Genomic DNA, 20,359 nt, shown 5'->3' with positions numbered 1-20,359 from the left:
GGACCACCAGCAAGCCTCTTGAAGACACTTAAAACTTGGATCAAACAACAAATCTCCTAGGACAGCCCCAAAAGTAAACCGTCCCCTGCGACTCTGACTGCAAAGCAGGTAAGGCGATGGAAAAGTATGTGCTCGCTGGAGCACCCCCCTCTGGCCTGCCGGCCACCTCCCCCGCAAGGAGGGAGATCAGCCTTCATGTCGGCTTTCGCTAATCTTGGGCGCTGCAGAACCGGCGGCCAAGCCGATGACAGCTAATCTCCCTCCTTGCGGGGGAGATGGCCGGCAGGCCAGAGGGGCTTGGACGGAGTGAGAGGGTGAAGAAGAACGCCGGCGACGCCGGGCCTCACCCCCCAAACCGTCGCCGATAGGCCTCCACCACCTCCGGATTGCGCAGATTGACCGGCAGTTCGCCGCCAAGCACGCGGATTGCCTCCGCCGCTGCGCCCGTGCCCATGCGCTCCATGCTCTCTTCGGTGATGCCGGCCATGTGGGGGGTGATGATCACATTCGGGAACGAAAAATAGGGGTGGTCCGGCGGCAGTGGCTGGGTCGAGAAAACATCGAGCGCCGCACCCCCGATGGCGCCGTCACCCAGCGCCTCGATCAGTGCGTCGTCATCGACCACCGGCCCGCGCGAAACATTGATGAGCAACGCGCCCGGCTTCATGCGGCCGATGCGTTCACGGCTCAGCAGGCCTGTGGTCTCGGGCGTCAGCGGGCAGCAGAGCACGACGACGTCGCTTTCTTCGACAAGCTGGTCGACGGTAGCGAAACGCGCGCCCTCCGGCAGGCTTTTCGGATTGCGGCTGTTGGCGATCACGTCGAGCCCAAAACCGTTGCGGGCGATGGAAAAGACCGCCTGGCCGACATTGCCCATGCCGATGATACCCATCGTGCGGCCGGCGAGTTCACCGGCAAAATTGGCGTGTTCGCGCCCGGCAAGCCAGCCTTGCGCGCGCAGGTCGTGATCGATGATGCGGAAGCGGCGCAGCAGCGCCAGCGTCGCGAAGATGACGTGTTCCGCCACTGAGCGCGCATTGACACCCGGCACGTTGGCAACCAGAACGCCGGCCTGTGTGGCGGCGTCGACCGGGATCATGTCGAGCCCGGCGCCATGGCGTATGGCCGCACGCAGCTTCGGTGCGTTCGCAAAAAGGGCAGCAGGCAGCGGCGCGCGCACGATGACGATGTCGGCATTTTCCGCTTCACGCACCAAAGTCGCATCATCCAGCGCCGAGGCGATGACCAGATCGCCATGCCCGGTAAGCATTGCGGTTGCTTTGGGGTGCAATGCGTGGGTGGAAAAGATTGTCGCCACCGGTCAGACCTGCTCCGGCTTTCGCTCGGCGTCGCTGGCCTCGACGCCGTCGATGAGGTCCTTCCAGTAGCTCTCGGCGCCTTGCAGATGCGCGCTCATCAACGCCTGCGCGAGATTGCCGTCGCGGCGCAGCAGCGCTTCATAGATCTGGATGTGTTCGGCATGCGAGCGGCGGCCACGTTCGGGATCGCTGAAATAGATCGGCAGGCGCTCCTCGCCCATCAGGTAATAGACACTGCAGATCTTGTGGAAGACACTGTTCTGGGTCGCCCGCACGATTTCGAGATGGAAATCCCGGTCGAGCTTTCCGAGCGGTTCGCCGCTGGCGAGGCGGTCTTCGGACGCTTTGAGGATTTCGCGCAGCCGCTCATAATTCTCTTCTATTGCGCGCGAACAGGCGAGTTCTGCAGCCTTGATCTCGTGGATCTTGCGCAGTTCCACCGTCTCGTAGATCTGGATCGGGTCGAGCGGCAGGCCGGCCTTGGCAAACAGCGCCATCGCCTCGACGCTGGCCTGCCGCGTCGTCAGATAGATGCCGGACTTCGCGCGCCGTTCGACGATGCGCATCGCTTCCAGAATCGCCAGCGACTCCCGGATCTGGCCGCGGCTGACGGCAAAATGCTCGGCCAACTCACGCTCCGAGGGCGTACGCCCGCTCTCTGCGTTGGAGCAGGAGAACAGGTAGGAGGCGAGATCCGCCAGCAGGTTTTTTTCTTTCATCTTCAGGCGCTCTGTGCGTGGGCCTCCAGGAACCGTTCGGAGACCGTGAACCCCAGACCGGGAGAATCGGGGATGGCGATCATACCGTCCCTGGCCTCGACCGTCTCCTCGATCAGGTCATGGATCATCGGATTTGCGCCAAGCGAATATTCGATGGTGAAGCTGGCGGGCGAAGCGGCGCAGACATGAAGCCCGGCAAAGAAGCAGGGCGCCCCCGCCCAAAGATGCGGCGCGAAGCGCAGGTTGAAGGCGCTGGCGATCGTTCCGATCTTCATCGCCTCGCTGATGCCGCCGCAAAAGGCAGGATCGGGTTGGAAGATATCGGCCGATTTGAGCACGGCGAGATCGCGGAAGGCATAGCGCGTCGCCTCGCTTTCACCGGTCGCGATCGGCACGCAACCGGCCGCGCGAACCTCCGCCATGCCCTGCTTGTCGTCGGCAATCACCGGCTCCTCGAACCAGGCGAGGTCGCAGTCTGAAACCAGGTTGATGAAGCGCTTGGCCTCGGCCACCGTGTAGGTGCCATGCGCATCGACCATGATGTCGACGACAGGTCCGAGCGCCTTGCGGGCAGCGCGCACGCGTGCCGCCGAGATATGCGGCGCGCCGTCCATGGCGCCGACACGCATCTTCACAGCCTTGAACCCGCCCCGGTCGATATAGGATTTGAGCTGGTCGCCGATCGTCTCCGCATTTGCCCAGCCGCCGGACGCATAGGCGGGCATGCGTTCCAGCTTGCGCCCGCCGAGCAATTGCCACACCGGCTTGCCGAGCGACTTGCCGAGGATGTCCCACAGCGCAATGTCGACGGCGCTGATGGCGGCGATGGACAGGCCGCGCCGCGCCAGCTGCGGCATGGCGTGACCGGATGCGGCGGCGGATGCGTGGCGCACGCCGTTATAGAGCATCTCCCAGATCACGCCGATGTCGCCGGCATGGCGGCCGATCAGTTGCGGGCCGATCTCGTGGTTGAGCAGGTGGACGAGCGCGCCGTAGGTGCCGGCACTGCCGGCGGCGTTCTTGCCTTCGCCCCAGCCGACGAGACCATCGTCGGTCTCGATGCGCAGGATCGCGGCGTCGAAGGTTTGAACCTGCCCGAAGTCGCTGCGGTGCTGGCGATCTGTTGCGATGGGTATGCGGACCCACCATGCCTGTACGTGCTTTATGCGCATAATTCTCCCCAGCCCTTCCGCCATATCCCGGCGAAAGGGCTCAAAAATGCCGGTCTGCCGGCGTCCTACTTGATCAGCGGCAGAATGGTTTCCGCCGTAATGCGCATCTGGTCAGCATAGAAGTCTTCCGTCAGAAGGCTTGAGCCGTGGTCCTGAATGAATTTGAGCTGCTCCGGCGGTATGTCGACCGGATTGCGCTCCACCATCGTCGGGTATTTGTTGGCCGGCGTGCGGTCGACGGGCGCGACGAACTCGTTGGTGACGGCGCCGTCGTAGCCTATTTCCTTCAGCGTGCCGATGATCTTCGGCCAGTCGAGCTGGCCGAGTCCTGCGGCAAAGCGGTTGTTATCGGCGACATGGAAGTCGAACAGACGCTTCCCGGCAAGCCGGATCGCGTCATACATGTTCTCTTCCTCGATATTGAGGTGGAACGCATCGAGGCAGACGCCGCATTCAGGGCTTACCGCGTCGGCCAGCGCCAGGGCTTGGGACGCGCGGTTGAAAAAATAGGTCTCGAAGCGGTTCAGCGGCTCGACCGCGATCCGCACGCCTTTCTTCTGTGCATGGGCGAAGCACTCGCGGGTGGCGTCGACCACCCATTTCCACTCTTCTTCCTCGGTGCCGTCCGGCACCACCTTGCCGACCGTCGCCGGCACCAGCGTGATGATTTCGCCGTCGAGCTCGCTGACCATGGTGATGACGCTTTTCACGTAATCGACCGAACGCGCGCGCTGTCCTTCGTCCTTGGCGGCGAGGTTGCGCTCGCCCAGCGTCAGCGTCACCGCACCCCAGCAGCGTATGCCGTGCTCCTTGAGCAAGGCGCGCGTGTCCTTGACATCGTACTGCGTCGGCTCGCCGGAGATTTCGATGCTCTCGTAGCCGTATTTCTTGATCCGCGCGAGCGTCTTGGCCAGCGGCTCGGCGCGCATCCAGTTATGCGTCGAAAGATGCATGATCGTTCCTTTTCAAACATTCGCCTGCAATCAGCCCCGCCGAAAGGCGAAACAACTTCTCCTCCCCACAAGGCGCGCAGTTTTGCAAACTGGTTCGACCAATTGGGTATGAGAGGTTTACTAGACGATTTCCAAAAAGCCCGCAAGACGGTGACGAAAATCAACTGCGGTTTCAACTAACATGCTGATATAGAAAGGTATAATTTCGAGTCCTGCAAAAAATGGATGTTCAGTGGTTTTGAATGCCCGACTTGACCAAAAAAATCAATTTGGTATTACCAGAGAGGCTGTTGATAGACAAAGACATTTGCGCGAACTGGCCGATGGTTTGATGTAACCTGCGGCTGTGGATACGTTGCGCGGTTGAGAAGAGGGAGGAACAAAATGGCCACTACATTGAAAGGCCCGGGGATTTTTCTGGCGCAGTTTGCGGGAGATGCGGCACCCTTCAATTCGTTGAAGAGCATTACCGAATGGGCAGCCGGGCTCGGCTACAAGGGCGTGCAGATACCGACCTGGGACGGACGAGTGTTCGACCTCAAGAAGGCTGCGTCGTCCAAGACATATTGCGACGAGGTGAAAGGCACCTGCGCCGAGGCTGGCGTCGAGATCACCGAACTGTCGACGCATCTTCAGGGCCAGCTGGTCGCGGTGCATCCGGCCTATGACAGCCAGTTCGACGGCTTCGCGCCGGCCGCGGTCCACAACAATCCCAAGGCACGGCAGAAATGGGCGGTCGAGCAGATGAAGTTCGGCGCCAAGGCGTCGAAGAATCTCGGCCTCAAGGCGAGCGTTTCCTTCACCGGCGCGCTGGCGTTCCCCTATCTCTATCCCTGGCCGCAGCGGCCCGCCGGCCTGATCGAGGAAGCCTTTGGCGAACTCGGCAAGCGCTGGAAGCCGATCCTCGATGCCTATGAGGATGCCGGCGTCGATCTCTGCTACGAGATCCATCCTGGCGAGGATGTCTTCGACGGCGCGACCTTCGAGATGTTCCTCGATGCGGTCGGCGGCCACAAGCGCTGCAACATCAACTACGACCCTTCGCATTTCCTTTTGCAGCAGCTCGACTATCTCGCTTTCATCGACATCTACCATGAGCGGATCAAGGCGTTTCATGTGAAGGATGCGGAGTTCAATCCGGACGGCCGCCAAGGCGTCTACTCCGGCTATCAGGGCTGGGTCGGCCGCGCCGGGCGCTTCCGCTCTCTGGGCGACGGCCAGGTCGATTTCGGTGGCATCTTCTCCAAGCTCGCCGCCTACGATTATGACAGCTGGGCAGTGCTGGAGTGGGAGTGCTGCCTGAAGCACCCGGAAGTCGGTGCAGCCGAAGGCGCGCCGTTCATCGATCATCACATCATCCGCGTGACGGAGAAGGCGTTCGACGATTTCGCCGGCGGAGCGACCGACAAGAAGCTGCTGCGGGCGATGATGGGGATTTGAGCGCCGGTTTCCCTCCCCCTTGAGGGGAGGGTGGCGGCGAAGCCGTCGGGTGGGGTCGCCGCGGCAGTGCGCGACGTCCCTTTGTCCGGACGAACGAGATAACGAGGTCGAGACTTTCATCGACGACCCCACCCCGGACGGCTTCGCCGTCCGACCCTCCCCTCAAGGGGGAGGGGGCGTCATTACAGTCAAGGAGGACATCATGGTCAGCGGCACGAAAATCGAATCTGGCGGCGGACCGATCCGCTACGGCATGGTCGGCGGCGGGCAGGGCGCCTTCATCGGCGGCGTGCACCGCATCGCGGCGCGCATCGATGGCGAGTTCGTGCTGGTTGCCGGCGCGATGTCGTCCAATCCGGAACGCGCCAAGGCATCCGGTGCGGAGCTCGGCCTTGATCCCGAGCGCAACTACGGCTCGTTTCAGGAAATGGCCAAAGCCGAGGCAAAGCGGCCCGACGGCATCGAGGCGGTCTCGATCGTCACGCCGAACCACATGCACTATCCTGCCGCCAAGGCTTTCCTGGAAGCCGGCATCCACGTCATCTGCGACAAGCCGCTTACCTCGACGCTGGCCGACGCCAAGAAGCTAGCGGCATTGGTGGAAAAGTCGGGCAAGGTGTTCGTGCTCACCCACAATTACACCGGCTATCCGATGATCCGGCAGGCCCGCGAGATGATCCAGAAGGGCCAGCTTGGCGATATCCGCGTGGTGCAGGCCGAATACCCGCAGGACTGGCTGACGGAAAAGGCGGAAGACACTGGCTCGAAGCAGGCTGCCTGGCGGGTCGATCCGAAACAGTCCGGCGTTGGCGGCTCGACCGGCGATATCGGCACCCATGCCTATAACCTTGCCCGCTTCGTTACCGGGCTTGAACTCGACAGCCTGTCGGCCGATCTCGACGCCTTCGTCAAGGGCCGCCTGCTCGACGACAACGCTCACGTCATGCTGCGCTTCAAGGGCGGTGCGAAGGGGATGATCTGGGCAAGCCAGGTCGCGCCCGGCAACGAGAACGGGCTGAAGCTGCGCGTCTACGGCACCAAGGGCGGCATCGAATGGGTGCAGGCCGACCCGAACTATCTCTGGTTCACGCCCTTCGGCGAGCCCAAGCGGCTGATCACGCGCGGTGGCGCTGGTGCAGGTCCTGCTGCGGCGCGCGTCAGCCGCGTGCCGCCCGGCCATCCCGAAGGCTATCTCGAAGGTTTTGCCACCATCTATGCCGAAGCTGCCCGCGCCATTCGCGCGGCGCGCAAGAAGAATGGCAAACCGGCCAAGGATGTCGTCTATCCGACGGTGCAGGATGGTGTCGAGGGCGTTGCCTTCGTGGAAGCCTGCGTGAAATCGTCGAAGAAAAACGCGGCCTGGACAAAGCTGTAACTGAGGGCAGGGGCAAACAGGCGGCGGTGGGAGCAATCCCGCTGCCGTTTTTTGTGGTGCGGGTTCAGCCGCCATCGCTTTGCCCACCGAGACAGTGGCAAAACCTGTGGCCGATCGCTATTTGATGTCTGATGAATGACATTGCCGGCGTTTCGGGCGAAGATGCCAGGCAAGGCAAACGGATTGAAGGCACCATCATGGCGGCAAGGGATACGCTGACGAAGAACCAGTTGCGCGTGCTCGAAAAACTCGAGGCGTCGACCGGGCCGCTCAGCGCCTACACTTTGCTGGATCTCCTGCGCGAGCAGGGTTTTCGCGCGCCCTTGCAGGTCTATCGGGCGCTCGATGGGTTGATGAATGCCGGCTTCGTCCACCGGCTCGAAAGCATGAACGCCTTCGTTGCCTGCGCCGAGCCGCACGACCACAGCCACCGCATGATCGCCTTCGCCATCTGCGATAAATGCGGGCAGGTGTCGGAATTTTCCGACGAGGTCGTCGGCAAGCAGCTCGACCAGTGGGTGGGCTCGACCGGCTTCGCCGCCAAGAAGGCGGTCATCGAGTTTCGCGGCACTTGCGCCAAATGCGCGGCGATGGCTGCGTAGGGGCTGCAACGCGCCGTTATCGAACGATCGACAGCATATCTGCAAACAGCGCGTTCCATTGCGCCTCGTCGAGATCGATCAGCCCCAACGTTCGCAGCATGAAGGCGCCTTCTCCGGCGAGAAATGCAAGGGCCGCATCCCTGTCCGCCTTCTTCGTCATGTCCAGCCCGGAGAGACGGCTTGTATACCATTCCCGCGAAGCGGCTACCTGATCGGGCCGTTGGAGAAGCGCGGTCATCATGACTGCTGAGCGAGAATATTCCGCCTCGTCGCTGTCGCGTGTCGCTTCCAGGTGTCCTCTGATGATCGATCGCGCTGACCGGTCTGCGCCGATCCGCTCCATCACGTCGCGCTCGAAGGATTCGCCCCAGCGCTGGATCATCGACCGGATCAAATTCTCTTTGGTACCGAAGCAATATTGAACGCCGCTCTTGGTGATATCGGCAGCCTTGGCCACGGCTTCGAAGCTTAGCGACGCTGCGCCGGTCTGCGCCACGATCGCCTCGGCGGCATCCAGAACCTTTTCCCGATCGATGCTTCGCGGACGTCCAGCCATTTTGCCTCTTCCATTTCAATACGGTCGTATTTATATCGACTGTCATGCGCCGACAATCGCGCATGTTAAAGGAACTATCCGATGTCGCACCAAAACAGATGGCTTGTTCTTGGCATAGTTTCCAGCGCGCTTTTCCTGATCGTCATCGACATGACGGTGCTTTATACAGCGCTGCCTACGCTTACGCACGACCTTGCAGCCACTGCCACTGAAAAGCTCTGGATCGTGAACGCCTATCCGCTGGTCGTGGCCGGGCTGCTGCCGGGGCTGGGCGCCCTTGGCGACAGGCTAGGCCACAAGCAGATGTTCATGGCAGGGCTTGCGGTTTTTGGGGCGGCGTCGCTGGCAGCGGCATTCGCGCCTTCGTCCGGCGCGTTGATCGCGGCGCGCGTGTTTCTGGCGGTCGGTGCCGCCATGATGATGCCCGCCACCCTCTCGCTGATCCGCCTTACCTTCAAGGACGAGAAGGAACGCGCTTTTGCAATCGGTATCTGGGCTGCGGTCGCGTCCGGCGGGGCCGCCCTCGGTCCGGTCGTTGGCGGACTGTTGCTCGAGTATTTCTGGTGGGGTTCGGTCTTCCTGATCAATGTTCCGATCGTACTCGTGGCGCTGCTCGCAAGCGCTTTGCTACTGGCCACGCGCCCTGGTGACGCGAGCCGCCCGTGGGATCTTGTCGGCTCGATACAGGTCATGGTCGGTCTGATAGGCATCGTCTACGCGGTCAAGGAAATCAGCAAACGCGATCCGTCATGGATCATGGTTGCGGCTACCTTCCTGATCGGCGCTGCCGCGATGATCGTGTTCGTACGCCGGCAGCGCCGGAGTGCGGCGCCGCTGATCGACTTCTCCCTTTTCGGCAACCCGCGTTTCTCGTCGGGCGTGGCGACCGCCCTTGTGGCATCGGGAGCGCTTGTCGGTGTCGAGCTGGTGTTCAGCCAGAGGCTACAGCTCGTGCTGGGCTATTCGCCGCTCGAGGCAGGTCTGCTGATCCTGCCGATCCCGCTGGCCGCTTTCATCGCTGGCCCGCTTACGGGACTGGCTCTGCCTTACATCGCTCCGACCCGCATCCTGATAGGTGCTCTCGTGCTGACCGGCCTCGGCCTGGCGGGATTTCTTCTCGCCTATAACGGGCAGACGGCTGTGTGGCTTGCCCCGCTAGCGGTGATGGGCTTCGGGGTCGGCGCGGCGATGACGGCGGCCTCCAGCGCAATCATGCTTTCGGCTCCGGAAGAGCGGGCAGGCATGGCAGCGTCGGTCGAGGAAGTGTCCTACGAGCTCGGCGGCGCGCTCGGCATCGCGCTGCTCGGCAGTCTCATGTCGATCCTGTATACGCGCGCAATGACCCTTCCCGAGGGCATCGCGATAGCTTCGCAAGCGCGCGACAGTCTTGATGAAGCCCTCATGCTGGCCGCCGGACTGGAAAGCGATCAGTCGCTGCAGGTAGCGACCCTTGCTCGATATGCTTTCGATCAGGCCTTTGTGGGCGTGATCATCACAGCAATCGCATGTCTGCTGCTGGTGGCGGCGCTGGTGTGGAAAGTGTCACGAAAGCCGGACAAGTCCTTCGTACATGAACGATGAGTTCGGCGTTGCCATCACAAGACCTGCTTCCTCGCTGGAGTGAATATCGTCTCTAATGCGACAGGACCATCTGCGTGACGCCGGATGTGATCTCCCACCGATCGGCTCACAGCTGAGGTCAATGTGCTTCGTCCCAATTATGAGCAGCGCGCGCATCGACCTGCAGCGGCACGGCCAGATTTACCGCCGGCATGGCCGCATTTTCCATCACTGAGCGTACCACCGGCAACGTCGCCTCGACTTCGCCTTCGGGCGTCTCGAAGATCAGTTCGTCATGCACCTGCAACAGCATGCGTGCAGAGAGCTTGGCGTCCGCCAGCGCACCGTCCATGCGCACCATGGCGCGGCGGATGATGTCGGCGGCCGACCCTTGTATCGGTGCGTTGATCGCCGCGCGTTCGTTGAAGGCGCGGTGCTGCGGGTTGGATGAGCGGATTTCCGGGTAGTGGGCGCGCCGACCGAAGATCGTCTCGACATAGCCGTTCTCGCGGGCGAAAGCCTTGGTGCTGTCCATGTAGTCCCGAATGCCGGGGAAGCGCTCGAAATAGCGCTTGATGTAGTCGCTGGCTTCCTCGCGCGGGATGGAAAGCTGGTTGGCGAGGCCAAAGGCCGAGATGCCGTAGATGATGCCGAAATTGATCGCCTTGGCGCGGCGGCGCACATCCGAAGGCATGCCTTCGACCGGCACGCTGAACATTTCCGAAGCCGTCATCGCATGAATGTCGATGCCGTCGGCAAAGGCCTGCCGCAGTTGCGGGATATCGGCCATGTGGGCGAGCACGCGCAGCTCGATCTGGCTGTAGTCGGCCGAGACCAGCTTGTTGCCCTTGTCGGCGATGAAGGCGGTGCGGATCTTGCGGCCTTCCGAAGTGCGGATCGGAATGTTCTGCAGGTTCGGTTCTGACGAGGACAGCCGCCCAGTGGAGGTTGCAGCCATCGCGTAGGAGGTGTGGACGCGCTTTGTGTCGGGGTGGATATAGCCGGGCAGGGCGTCGGTATAGGTCGATTTCAGCTTGGTGAGCTGGCGCCAGTCGACGATCTTGCGCGGCAGTTCGTGGCCTTCGGCGGCTAGTTCTTCCAGAACCTGGGCCGAGGTCGACCACTGGCCGGTCTTGGTCTTGGAGCCACCGGGCAGCCCCATGCGGCCGAACAATATATCGCCGAGCTGCTTGGGCGAGCCGATGGTGAAGCGGCTGCCGGCGAGCTGGAAAATCTCGTCCTCGAGCCGTCCGGCGCCCTGGGCCAGTTCGCCCGACAGCCGGGACAGGATCTGGCGATCGACGGAAATGCCGCGCTGTTCCATCTGGGCCAGCACCGGCACCAGCGGGCGTTCCAGCCGCTCATAGACGGATGCAAGGCCCTTGGCGGCAAGGCGCGGCTTCAGCACCCGCCAAAGACGCAGCGTGACGTCGGCATCCTCGGCCGCATAGGCCGTGGCCTGTTTGAGGTCGGCCTGATCGAAGCCGACAAAACGCTTGCCGGAACCAGCGATGTCCTTGAACGTCATCGTCTTGTGACCGAGCCACTTTTCGGAAAGGTCGTCCATACCGTGGCCGCCCGTCGTGCCGGCATCGAGCACGTAGGAGATCAGCATGGTGTCGTCATAGGAAACGACGTCGATCCCGTGACGGTTCATCACGACGAGGTCGTATTTCAGATTCTGCGCGATCTTCAGGACCGACTTGTCCTCCAGCAGCGGTTTGAGTGCCGCAAGCGCATCGCGGACAGGGATCTGCCCTTCAAGCAGTCCGCCGCCAAGGAGATCGCCACGCCCGCTCTTGTGGCCGAGAGGCACATAGGCTGCCCGGCCCGGAGCCGTTGCCAGCGAGAAGCCGATCAGTTCTGCCTGCATCGGGTCGAGTGAGGTCGTCTCCGTGTCGAAGGCGACGAGGCCGGCCTCTTTCGCCTCAGCAACCCAGGCCTGCAATGTCGGCAGATCGAGGATGCAGGTATAGGCATCGACATTGATCTTCTCGGCAACGGCAGCCTCGGCGCGAAGCGCCGAAAGCAGCGAGGGCGTGTCACCATCCTTCTTGGTCGCGTCAGGTTCTGCGGCACCGTTCCCGGTAGCCCCTGCCGCCGATGATCTGGCTGTGGGTGCGGATGGAAAGCCGACATCCGGTCCATGGGCTGCGTCCGCGCGCTCGATCACAAGAGCGGCAGCTTCCACCTCTGCCACCTCGGTGCTGGTCGCCTCGGCGACACGGCGGGTCAGCGTGGTGAATTCCATCGCCTTGAGGAAGCCGATCAGCCTTGGCCCGTTCGGCGGCTGGAGAACAAAATCATCCAGTCCTTCCTTGACCGGCACGTCGATCTTCAGCGTCACGAGATCGCGCGAAATCCGCGCCTTGTCGGTGTTGTCGATGATCGACTGGCGCCGCTTGTCCTGCTTGATTTCGGAAGCGCGCGCCAGAAGCGTGTCGAGGTCACCGAACTGCTCCAGCAACTGTGCGGCGGTCTTCGGGCCGATGCCCGGCACCCCCGGCACATTGTCGACGGAATCGCCGGTCAGCGCCTGCAGGTCGATCATCTTTTCCGGCGGCACGCCCCATTTCTCGATGACTTCGGGAACGCCGATCTGGCGGTCCTTCATCGGGTCGTACATGCCGACGCTCGGGCCGACGAGTTGCATCAGGTCCTTGTCCGACGAGATGATGGTGGCGTCGCCGCCGGCCTCGCGGGCCAGCCGTGCATAGGTGGCGATCAGGTCGTCGGCCTCAAAACCCTCCATTTCGATGCAGGGCAGGTCGAAGGCGCGCGTCGCTTCGCGAATAAGGCCGAACTGCGGGATCAGGTCTTCCGGCGGCGCGGAGCGATTGGCCTTGTATTCCGGGTAGAGGTCGTTGCGGAAGGTCTTGGAGGAATAGTCAAATATGACGGCGAAATGCGTTGGCGTGATGCCGACATCGGTGTTTCGCGAATCCTGCATCAGCTTCCACACCATGTTGCAGAAGCCGAGAACCGCGCCAGTCGGCAGCCCGTCCGACTTGCGGTTCAGCGGGGGCAGAGCATGGTATGCGCGGAAGATGTAGCCGGAGCCGTCGACAAGGAAGAGGTGATCGCCTTTTTTCATGGCGTAAGCCCTAACGCGGAGGCCTGAAACTGTCCATTGCAAACAGGCAAGGGCCGGGCTTGTCTTGCCGATACCTGACAGAAAATGCCGCTCACGCGTTTGTTACAAAACTGTAATTTTCGTGCCCTTGAATCGCCACGTTCGCATCTCCAAATGTCAGTCATCGGCTTTATAGCCGAGTCCGGATTAAGGCCCGTCCCCCGCCTAGACCGGACCAAGCGGCAGCCTAATCCCCCTCTCCGGGCTGCCGCCCCCTTTTGAAGTACCGCCGCCGTGGTCCCCCTCCAGCCACGGCGGCATTTTTTTGTGCCGTGGTGGGCGTCTGGTCCAACATTGCTGGGGTTTCCTTGTTTTCACTGGCGCTTTAGGGTGGCGCCGCAGATTCGAAAGGCTCCCCCAATGTCCGCTCTCGCACCCGTCCTCGACCATCTCGACGCCAATCTCGACCAAAGCATCGAACGCCTGTTCGATCTGCTGCGCATCAAGTCGATCTCGACCGATCCGGCCTTCAAGGCCGATTGCCGCAAGGCCGCGGAATGGCTGGTCGAGGACCTGAAGTCGATCGGCTTCGAGGCAAGCGTTCGCGACACGCCCGGCCGTCCGATGGTGGTTGCGCATCATGACGGGGAAGGCCCTCATGTATTGTTCTACGGTCACTACGACGTTCAGCCCGTCGATCCGCTGAACCTGTGGGAAAGCGATCCGTTCGACCCGGCACTGAAGGAAATCGAGCCGGGCCGCAAGGTCATCACCGGGCGCGGCTCCTCGGACGACAAGGGCCAGTTGATGCTCTTCGTCGAAGCCTGCCGCGCCTACAAGCAGGTGCATGGCAAGCTGCCTTGCAAGGTGACGATCCTGTTCGAGGGCGAGGAAGAATCCGGCTCGCCGTCGCTGAAGCCCTTCCTTGAAGCCAATGCTGCCGAGCTGAAGGCGGACTTCGCCATGGTCTGCGACACCGGCATGTGGGACCGGGATACGCCGGCTATCTGTGTCGGCCTGCGCGGCCTGGTGGGCGAAGAGATCACCGTCCATGCCGCTGATCGTGACCTGCATTCGGGGGAATTTGGGGGTGCCGCCGCAAACCCCATCCGCATCCTGGCAAGGGTGCTGGCCGATATGCACGACGACACCGGCCGCGTCACCATTCCCGGTTTCTACGACGGCGTCGAGGAAACCCCGTCGCAGATACTGAAGTCATGGGAAGCACTTGGCGAAACGGACGAAAATTTTCTCGGCGTAGTCGGCTTGTCCATTCCATCGGGCGAAAAAGGCCGGTCGGTGCTTGAACTCACCTGGGCGCGTCCGACCGCCGAGTTCAACGGCATCAATGGCGGCTACACCGGCAAGGGCTTCAAGACTGTCATCGCCGCCGAAGCCTCCGCGAAGGTCTCGTTCCGCCTCGTCCACAAGCAGGACCCGGCCAGGATTCGCGCCGCTTTCCGCGATTTCGTGCGCGCGAGAATTCCGGCCGATTGCTCCGTCGAGTTCCATGAACATGGCGGCTCGCCAGCGATCCAGCTTTCCTATGACTCGCCGTTCCTCATAAAGGCCAAGCAGGCGCTGTCCGACGAATGGCCGAAGCCTGCCGTGATGCTTGCTATGGGCGGCTCGATCCCGATCGTCGGTGATTTCCAGACTTTCCTCGGCATGGAATCGCTGCTTGCCGGCTTCGGGCTGGTCGATGACCGCATCCACTCGCCGAATGAGAAATACGACCTGTCATCATTCCACAAGGGGCAGCGCTCCTGGGCGCGCATTCTCGACGCGCTGACACGCTAATTCTGGGGCAAACGCAATGACCATACGCTTTCACAAGAACGACCTGCCGGACCTTTCGAACTACAATGTCGACGCCGTCGCCATCGACACCGAGACGCTTGGCCTGAACCCGCATCGCGACCGCCTTTGCGTCGTCCAGATATCGCCGGGCGACGGCACCGCTGACGTGATCCAGATCGCGCAGGGTCAGAAAACGGCCCCCAATCTGGTCAAGCTGCTGGGCGACGACAAGATCACCAAGCTGTTCCACTTCGGCCGCTTCGACCTTGCCGTGCTCTATCATGCGTTCGGCGTCATGCCCGAGCCGGTGTTCTGCACCAAGATCGCCTCGCGCCTGACCCGCACATACACCGACCGCCATGGCCTGAAGGACATTTGCAACGAACTGCTCGGCGTCAGCCTGTCGAAAGCGCAGCAGTCGTCGGATTGGGCCGCCGAGACACTGTCGCCCGAACAGCTCGAGTATGCAGCTTCGGACGTTCTTTACCTGCACCGGCTGCGCGACGTTCTCGTCGGCCGTCTTGCCCGCGAGAACAGGACCAGCGAGGCGGATGCCTGCTTCAAATTCCTGCCGACGCGGTCCAAGCTCGACCTTCTCGGCTGGCCCGAAGACGATATTTTCGCCCACAGCTGAACCGGCGTCCTGCCCGGCTTGGCATAATGACCGGCCTTCCGGGCGTTCCCATCTAGATTGAAAGGGATCAAAGATGGCTCGTTTGCGTTGAGCCATCTCAGGAATGCCAAAGCAGAAAGGGACGCCGAAATGTACAAGCATATACTCATCGCCACCGATGGTTCCGAACTGGCGCAGAAGGGCGTCAGCCATGGGCTTGCGCTGGCGAAAAGCCTCGGCAGCAAGGTCACGATCATCACCGTGACCGAGCCCTTTCCGGTCTACGGCATGGCCGGTGAGTTCGGCTGGGTCGGCAGCCCCGCCGATGTCGAGAGCTACCAGAATGGCAGCAAGGAATTCGCGCAAAAGGTTCTTGCTGCCGCAAAGGCTGCTGCCGACAAGGCAGGCGTGAAGGCTGAAGTCCTTCATGTCGATAACAGCACGCCGGCGGACGCGATCGTCGCGACAGCCAAGGAGCGCGGCAATGACCTCATCGTCATGGCTTCGCATGGCCGCCGCGGCATCGGCCGCCTGCTGCTCGGCAGCCAGACGTCCGAGGTTCTCACCCACAGTGCCGTTCCGGTTCTGGTCGTGAGGTAGAGCGGGGCAAGCTTTTCAAGCGGTGCTATAAAAGTCACGCCTCACGCAAATCGAAGGCGCCTCTCGGAAGGGTCCGTGACCTTAGATTGAAAATTGCCATCTGATATGCAATTGACGGGCCATCGTTGGGATAGGCTGTCTGTTGAGCATGAAATTTGACTATCGCGCGGATATAGATGGCCTGCGCGCCGTCGCAGTACTGTCGGTACTTTTCTATCACTATGGTTTTTCGGCACTCTCCGGCGGCTTTACCGGCGTCGACGTATTCTTCGTCATATCCGGTTTTGTGATCACGGCGGCTCTGGCCAAAGAGGTAGATGCCGACCGGTTTTCGCTGGTTGAGTTCTACAACAGGCGAATCCGGCGGATCGTGCCGGCGCTGTTGCTCGTCCTGCTGGTCTCGATGGTGGTCGGGTATTTCATCCTTGTTCCCGGCGACTATGAGGATTTAGGCCGAAGCAGCATTTACTCCGCTTTCGGCGCGGCCAATTTCTATTTTCTCTGGCATACCGGGTATTTCGACCAGGCGGCGGAAATGCAGCCGCTCCTGCATATGTGGTCGCTCGGCGTGGAGGAGCAATTCTACCTGGTCTGGCCGCTGGCTTTGGCGGCTATGGCCTATATCTTTCGCAAGTCGAAGCGCGCCATCGCGGCATTCCTTGGCCTTCTGATCGCGATAAGTCTTGGTCTGGCGATCTATACGGTAGAGAAAAATCCGAGCGTCGCCTTCTACATGCTGCATACGCGGGCTTGGGAACTCGCTTTAGGCGCCTTGCTGGTCTTTTTGCCGAAGCAGGAAAATCGGTTGGCCGCCGAAGCGTCTGGCCTGTTGGGTGCCGGGCTCATTGTCTACGGAATGCTCGCCTTGAGCGAGAACGATCCCTTCCCGGGTCTGAATGCGCTCTATCCTTGCGTGGGGGCGGCGCTCATCATCTGGCCAAAGGTGGGCAATACGTTTGTCGCCAGGGTTCTGTCGTTGCGCCCCGTGGTATTCATTGGCCTGATTTCCTATTCGCTTTATCTCTGGCACTGGCCGATCCTGGTTTTCTTCCGCAACTATGCCAATGGTGCGGCCCCGACCGCGGGTGAAGCCCTTGCACTCATCGCGCTCGTTGGGGTGGTTTCCTATGCAAGCTGGCGTTACGTCGAAAAGCCATTGCGCAAGCCGCGCAAGCCTCTGATCGTGATAGGCACCGGCGCTGTATTAATGCTTGCCACCGCCTGTCTGGGGCTTGTCTTGATCTCGACGGCCGGGTTCCTCAACAGGCTTCCGTCGGCTGCAATGCCGATGCGAAGCGTCGAGGTCATGTGGGAATGGAACTGCCCGCAGAACATAAAGACTCCAGGCCTCGGGAATAAGCCGCTTTGTGTCCTCGGCGCGCCGTGGGCGAAAGCTGAGCGCAAAGGTATTTTGTGGGGCGATAGCCATGCGCTACATTTCGCGCCTCTTCTGGACATGGCGGCGCGTAAGCAGAATGTAGCATTGGTGGTATGGCACGCCTGCCCACCATTCATCGACAATGAGGTTGTGAAGCGGCTGGTGCGGAAAGATCCGGACTATTCGTCCGACTGTGCTGAAAGCCGCATGCAGGCACTGAAATGGATGAAGGACAATGATGCCGACATTGCGGTTCTGGCCGCATCCTGGTCGCTGATACCGGGTACGCTCTACCAGCAGTCGCCTGAAAGGCGGAATGCAAAACGTGGGGCGGAGCTTATGAGGGCAGGCCTGCTGAAAACGATAAAGGATATCGATTCTAAGGAACGGTCCGTTGTCATTTTGAGCGATGTTCCGCCTTTCGAGAAAAATCCCAGTTTCTGCGCGTTCAGCCGCGTTTCCGGGCTTTTGCGGCGTCCGTGCAAGGATCGTGACCTGATTATCACCGAAGCGGATATGCATAAACGGCAGGACGCCACTGACAGGGTTCTTCGTGAAGTTGTTGCCAAGAATAAAGGCGCTTCTCTCGTGGCGGTTGACGACGACCTTTGCGAAAACGGGAGATGCCATTCGTTTATCGGTAACGAGTTCATTTATCGAGACAACAATCACATCCGCAGGAATTTGACCGAACAGACCAAGCGTCGTCTCGTGCAACTCATGAATCTCGACACTGCGTTCCGGAAAAATGCAGTCGGCTTGGCCACTGCTCAATAACACTCCCGCCCAAAACCCGCTTAAGGGCTCCTTAAATCGCCGCATTTACTGTTCACTCGAAACCCACGCGCAATTGGGGAATGGGCAGCAGCGGACGGTATGGCGAAAAGAACCACGACACGCATCGAACCGACTTTCGACGGATCCGCCGAGCGCAAGGCCTCGGGCGGGTTTTCCGTCAGCGAGGATGATCGTGTCATGCCCTCAGCCAAGAAGCAGCCAGCCGCAAAGCGCAAGGCTGACAAGGCGGAGAGGGGGCAGTCCTCGCGCCGCAGTCGGAAAAAGCCGCGGCGCGGATTTTTTGGCGGGCTGACGCGTGCCGTCTACTGGTGTTTCGTCCTGGCGATATGGGGCGGCATCGCTGCTGCCGGCATCGTTATATATTACGGCGCGCAGATGCCGAGCGCCACGACGTGGGCGATTCCGGATCGTCCCCCCAATGTGAAGATCGTCTCCGTCGACGGCAAACTGCTCGCCAACCGCGGCATGACCGGCGGCGAAGCAGTCGGTCTGCACGAAATGTCGCCCTACATTCCGCAGGCGGTGATGGCGATCGAAGACCGCCGCTTCTATTCGCATTTCGGCATCGATCCGATGGGTCTTGGCCGTGCGCTGCTGGGCAACCTGACCAGCGGCCGTTTCTCGCAAGGCGGCTCGACGCTGACCCAGCAGCTTGCCAAGAACCTGTTCCTGAAGCCGGACCGCACCATTGAGCGCAAGGTGCAGGAGGTGCTTCTGGCGCTGTGGCTGGAGCAGAAGCACACCAAGGACCAAATCCTCGAAATGTATCTCAACCGGGTCTATTTCGGCTCGGGCGCCTATGGCGTGGAGGCCGCATCGCGGCGCTATTTCGGCAAGTCGGCCCGCGACGTGACCTTGTCGGAAGCAGCCCTGCTTGCCGGCCTGCTGAAGGCCCCCTCACGGCTTTCCCCGGCGCGCGACCCCAAGGCCGCCGAGGCTCGTGCGCAGCTGGTGCTGGGCGCCATGCGTGACGAAAACATGATCGGCGAGAAGGAACTGGCGACCGCGATGAGCGCGCCGGCAACCCGCGCCGCATCCTACTGGACCGGCTCCGAACACTACGTCGCCGACCGCATCATGGAAGAACTGCCGAACCTCATCGGCGAGGTGCGCTCGGATATCATCGTCGATTCCACGATCGATCTCACCTTGCAGGACCTCGCGGAAAAATCCATCCGCCGCCTGATCGACGAGAACGGCCAGAAGCTGAGCGTCAGCCAGGGTGCGCTTGTCTCGATCGACAATTCGGGTGCCGTGCGCGCGATGGTCGGTGGCTACGACTATGCCAACAGCCAGTTCGACCGCGCCGCCGAAGCGCGGCGTCAGCCCGGCTCGGCCTTCAAGCCGTTCGTCTATCTGGCCGCTCTCGAGGCCGGCCGCACGCCCGACAGCATCCGCAACGACGCGCCGATCAGCATCGGCAAATGGAAGCCCGATAATTACAACGGCAAATATTTTGGCCGCGTTACGCTGGCAACCGCGCTGGCGAAATCGCTGAATTCGGTCGCCGCCCAGCTCACCATGGAAGTCGGACCTAACACGGTGATCGAAGTAGCGCATCGCATGGGCATCGAATCGCAGCTTCAGGCGAATACGTCTATCGCGCTCGGTACCTCCGAGGTGACGCCGCTGGAACTGACGGCTGCCTATGTGCCCTTTGCCAATGGCGGCTACAAGCCGGAGGTCCATTTCATCCAGCGCATCACCACGACCGCCGGTGAAGTGCTTTACGAAGGCACGGGCGGCAACGCACCGCGCGTCATCCGGCCTGAAATCGTCGGCATGATGAATTCGATGATGACCGGAACCGTCGAGGTCGGCACCGCCAAAAAGGCTGCCTTCAACTGGCCGTCCGCCGGCAAGACCGGAACCAGCCAGAACTCGCGCGACGCCTGGTTCGTCGGCTACACGGCCAATCTCACCACCGGCGTCTGGTTCGGAAATGACGACGGCAAGCCGATGAAGAAGGTAACCGGCGGCGCGCTGCCGGCTCAGGCGTGGCACGAATTCATGGTGGCAGCCCACGAGGGCGTTCCGATCGCGCCGCTGCCGGGAACATGGAAATCCGCGCCGCAGGCAGAACCTGGCTCGGTGCCGATGGCGAGCATCGAGGAGCCGGACCATCCGGCAGCGGCACCCGCGCCTTCGCCCGTCAGCCGCAACCTTCCCATGGACGATGTCGGGGCTGCCGATGGCGACACAGGTTTCGTGCCGATGCCACAGGAACCGCCAACCGCCTCGATCGGACGGCCTGTTCCCCAGGCGGATGTGGGTGGGCCGGTCGTCAGGCGGCAGACCTCGATCCTCGACGTGATCATGGGCAACTGATCTTCGCCGATCATTCACCTGCGGCCACGTCGCCGCTGGCCAGCGCGATCTTCATCCATTACATAGCGGGCTT

At 61.6% G+C, this 20,359-nt stretch carries 15 protein-coding genes; 9 read left to right on the top strand and 6 right to left on the bottom strand.

The features are described 5' to 3' along the window. Positions 1 to 343: 343 nt before the first annotated feature. From WBQ96_RS26100 to WBQ96_RS26085, 4 genes are all read right to left on the bottom strand, one after another. Positions 344 to 1,318, bottom strand: coding sequence for a hydroxyacid dehydrogenase (locus tag WBQ96_RS26100; RefSeq protein WP_336555674.1), 975 nt, complete (start codon positions 1,316 to 1,318; stop codon positions 344 to 346). A gap of 3 nt (positions 1,319 to 1,321) precedes the next feature. Then, a complete protein-coding gene (locus WBQ96_RS26095; RefSeq protein WP_336555671.1) occupies positions 1,322 to 2,038 on the bottom strand; it encodes a FadR/GntR family transcriptional regulator in 717 nt (238 codons plus the stop codon). Between the two features lie 2 nt (positions 2,039 to 2,040). Then, entirely contained in the window at positions 2,041 to 3,210 is a 1,170-nt protein-coding gene (locus WBQ96_RS26090; protein ID WP_336555669.1) for a mandelate racemase/muconate lactonizing enzyme family protein, read from the bottom strand. A gap of 65 nt (positions 3,211 to 3,275) precedes the next feature. Then, positions 3,276 to 4,163 (bottom strand): sugar phosphate isomerase/epimerase family protein, encoded by an 888-nt coding sequence (locus tag WBQ96_RS26085; RefSeq protein WP_336555668.1) that lies wholly within the window; start codon positions 4,161 to 4,163, stop codon positions 3,276 to 3,278. Positions 4,164 to 4,547: 384 nt separating this feature from the next. Between WBQ96_RS26085 and WBQ96_RS26080 the strand changes: the two genes are divergently transcribed. The 3 genes from WBQ96_RS26080 to WBQ96_RS26070 all read left to right on the top strand — a co-directional run bounded on the left by WBQ96_RS26080 (position 4,548) and on the right by WBQ96_RS26070 (position 7,580). Next, positions 4,548 to 5,603, top strand: a complete 1,056-nt coding sequence (locus WBQ96_RS26080) for a sugar phosphate isomerase/epimerase family protein (RefSeq protein ID WP_336555666.1) — start codon at positions 4,548 to 4,550, stop codon at positions 5,601 to 5,603. Positions 5,604 to 5,805: 202 nt separating this feature from the next. Beyond that, on the top strand, positions 5,806 to 6,978 hold the full coding sequence (locus WBQ96_RS26075; protein ID WP_336555664.1) for a Gfo/Idh/MocA family protein: 1,173 nt from the start codon (positions 5,806 to 5,808) through the stop codon (positions 6,976 to 6,978). Positions 6,979 to 7,175: 197 nt separating this feature from the next. Then, positions 7,176 to 7,580, top strand: a complete 405-nt coding sequence (locus tag WBQ96_RS26070) for a Fur family transcriptional regulator (RefSeq protein WP_165119693.1) — start codon at positions 7,176 to 7,178, stop codon at positions 7,578 to 7,580. Between the two features lie 16 nt (positions 7,581 to 7,596). Here the strand turns inward: WBQ96_RS26070 and WBQ96_RS26065 are convergent, their stop codons facing one another. Beyond that, positions 7,597 to 8,136, bottom strand: coding sequence for a TetR/AcrR family transcriptional regulator (locus WBQ96_RS26065; protein ID WP_336555662.1), 540 nt, complete (start codon positions 8,134 to 8,136; stop codon positions 7,597 to 7,599). Positions 8,137 to 8,217: 81 nt separating this feature from the next. Between WBQ96_RS26065 and WBQ96_RS26060 the strand changes: the two genes are divergently transcribed. Then, positions 8,218 to 9,717, top strand: coding sequence for an MFS transporter (locus WBQ96_RS26060; protein WP_165119620.1), 1,500 nt, complete (start codon positions 8,218 to 8,220; stop codon positions 9,715 to 9,717). 118 nt (positions 9,718 to 9,835) lie between these two features. Here the strand turns inward: WBQ96_RS26060 and polA are convergent, their stop codons facing one another. After that, positions 9,836 to 12,790 carry a DNA polymerase I gene (gene polA, locus WBQ96_RS26055; protein ID WP_336555659.1) on the bottom strand — a complete coding sequence of 985 codons (2,955 nt, stop codon included), beginning with the start codon at positions 12,788 to 12,790 and terminating at the stop codon, positions 9,836 to 9,838. A gap of 399 nt (positions 12,791 to 13,189) precedes the next feature. Here polA and WBQ96_RS26050 point away from each other — a divergent pair, with 399 nt between their 5' ends. The 5 genes from WBQ96_RS26050 to WBQ96_RS26030 all read left to right on the top strand — a co-directional run bounded on the left by WBQ96_RS26050 (position 13,190) and on the right by WBQ96_RS26030 (position 20,286). Then, positions 13,190 to 14,569: a M20/M25/M40 family metallo-hydrolase gene (locus tag WBQ96_RS26050; RefSeq protein ID WP_336555657.1), complete on the top strand. Its 1,380-nt coding sequence runs from the start codon at positions 13,190 to 13,192 to the stop codon at positions 14,567 to 14,569. A 16-nt stretch (positions 14,570 to 14,585) separates the two neighbouring features. Further along, a complete protein-coding gene (locus tag WBQ96_RS26045; RefSeq protein WP_336555655.1) occupies positions 14,586 to 15,203 on the top strand; it encodes a ribonuclease D in 618 nt (205 codons plus the stop codon). Positions 15,204 to 15,332: 129 nt separating this feature from the next. After that, on the top strand, positions 15,333 to 15,782 hold the full coding sequence (locus WBQ96_RS26040; RefSeq protein ID WP_336555654.1) for a universal stress protein: 450 nt from the start codon (positions 15,333 to 15,335) through the stop codon (positions 15,780 to 15,782). Positions 15,783 to 15,930: 148 nt separating this feature from the next. Further along, positions 15,931 to 17,937 carry an acyltransferase family protein gene (locus WBQ96_RS26035; protein WP_336555652.1) on the top strand — a complete coding sequence of 669 codons (2,007 nt, stop codon included), beginning with the start codon at positions 15,931 to 15,933 and terminating at the stop codon, positions 17,935 to 17,937. Between the two features lie 99 nt (positions 17,938 to 18,036). Next, positions 18,037 to 20,286, top strand: a complete 2,250-nt coding sequence (locus WBQ96_RS26030) for a transglycosylase domain-containing protein (RefSeq protein WP_336555650.1) — start codon at positions 18,037 to 18,039, stop codon at positions 20,284 to 20,286. Positions 20,287 to 20,359 lie beyond the last annotated feature (73 nt).

Origin of the sequence: Mesorhizobium sp. CCNWLY176, from assembly GCF_037153935.1 — a bacterium.
GTDB classification, from domain to species: Bacteria; Pseudomonadota; Alphaproteobacteria; order Rhizobiales; family Rhizobiaceae; genus Mesorhizobium_M; species Mesorhizobium_M zhangyense.
The sequence above is the reverse complement of the archived record's forward strand: the minus strand, read 5'-3'. Positions and strand labels throughout refer to the sequence as shown.